Source organism: Escherichia sp. GZ89 (assembly GCF_019366485.1).
Taxonomy (GTDB): Bacteria; Pseudomonadota; Gammaproteobacteria; order Enterobacterales; family Enterobacteriaceae; genus Escherichia; species Escherichia fergusonii.
The window spans coordinates 1-1,089 of sequence record NZ_JAEOHX010000044.1; the positions used below are offsets into that span (position 1 = coordinate 1).

General features: G+C 55.0%; 1 protein-coding gene. It reads left to right on the plus strand.

Annotated features, from left to right (window positions below; all coding sequences use genetic code 11):
• The coding region (locus K0335_RS22065; RefSeq protein ID WP_219362178.1) for a phage portal protein at positions 1 to 1,089 on the plus strand (1,089 nt) is incomplete at both ends.

Consider the following 1,089-nt stretch of genomic DNA (forward strand, 5'->3'; position numbering starts at 1 on the left):
CGGACACACAAAGCCCGGCGGGAAAACCGAACTGCCGACCAGTTAAGCCAGTACGGGGCCGTGTCGTTACGTGAGCAGGCCCGTTACCTTGATAACAACCACGATCTGGTTATTGGTGTATTTGACAAGCTGGAAGAACGGGTGGTGGGGAAAAACGGGATTATTGTCGAGCCACATCCGGTATTACGCAATGGGGCCATTGCCCGTGATCTGGCAGCGGAGATACGCACCCGATGGAGTGAATGGTCTGTCAGTCCGGAAGTCACCGGGCAGTTTACCCGTCCGATGCTGGAACGTCTGATGCTGCGTACCTGGCTGCGCGATGGTGAGGTGTTTGCCCAGATGGTTTCCGGGCGCATAAACAGCCTGACGCCTTCTGCCGGTGTTCATTTCTGGCTGGAGGCGCTCGAGCCGGACTTTATTCCCATGACCAGTGATGAGAGCAACAGGCTGAATCAGGGCGTGTTTGTTGATGACTGGGGGCGTCCCGAAAAATATCTGGTGTATAAAAGCCGTCCCGTATCCGGGCGGCAGATGGAAACCAAAGAAGTGGATGCAGAGCGAATGCTGCATCTTAAATTTGTTCGCCGTCTGCACCAGATGCGCGGGACGTCTTTGTTGTCCGGTGTGCTGATCCGCCTCAGTGCCCTGAAAGAGTATGAAGATTCTGAGCTGACTGCAGCAAGGATCGCCGCTGCTCTGGGGATGTACATCCGGAAAGGCGACGGGCAGAGCTATGAACCGGATGGTAATGGCAGCAAGGAGAATGAACGCGAGCTTACCATTCAGCCAGGCATTATTTACGACGATCTGAAACCCGGCGAAGAAATCGGAATGGTGAAGTCGGATCGTCCCAATCCTAACCTTGAAACTTTTCGTAATGGTCAGTTGCGTGCCGTGGCGGCGGGCAGTCGTCTGAGTTTTTCCAGTACGGCACGCAACTATAACGGCACTTACAGCGCCCAGCGTCAGGAACTGGTTGAGTCTACTGATGGCTACCTGATCCTGCAGGACTGGTTTATTGGTGCCGTCACCCGCCCGATGTATCGTGCCTGGCTGAAACAGGCTGTGGCATCCGGTGTTATCAGG